The sequence below is a fragment of the Streptococcus halitosis genome (genome assembly GCF_003143695.2).
In the GTDB taxonomy this organism is placed as follows: domain Bacteria; phylum Bacillota; class Bacilli; order Lactobacillales; family Streptococcaceae; genus Streptococcus; species Streptococcus halitosis.
In genome coordinates this window covers 1-399 of sequence record NZ_QEMY02000011.1, presented here as the reverse complement: position 1 = coordinate 399, position 399 = coordinate 1, and the positions used below count along the sequence as shown (strand labels likewise).

Sequence of the window (399 nt, the reverse complement as noted above, 5' to 3'; positions counted from 1 at the left end):
GCAGGAACAGAAGCAGGTGTGACTTACTCAACTGAATCCCACACAGTTAAAGTGAACGTAGTGGATAACGGCCAAGGTCAATTGGTTGCGACTGTAGAAAATGCGGAAGCAGAACGTGTCTTCACCAACACTTATAAAGCCGCTTCAACAAGCGCGACAATCAAAGCTAAGAAAGTCTTGAATGGTAAAGACCTTGTGGCTGATGCTTATACTTTTGAATTGAAAGAAAAAGATGCAGTTGTAGCTACTGCTAAGAACACTGCTTCAGGAGAAGTTGTCTTCAAGGTCGACTACACAGAAGCAGGAGAGCACACTTACACTATTACTGAAAAAGCAGGAACAGAAGCAGGTGTGACTTACTCAACTGAATCCCACACAGTTAAAGTGAACGTAGTGGAT

1 protein-coding gene is annotated in these 399 nt (G+C 43.1%); it reads left to right on the top strand.

The genetic code is table 11. The features are described from left to right. Positions 1-399: Spy0128 family protein (locus DB729_RS09350; RefSeq protein WP_279633977.1), on the top strand; the 399-nt coding region annotated here is incomplete at both ends.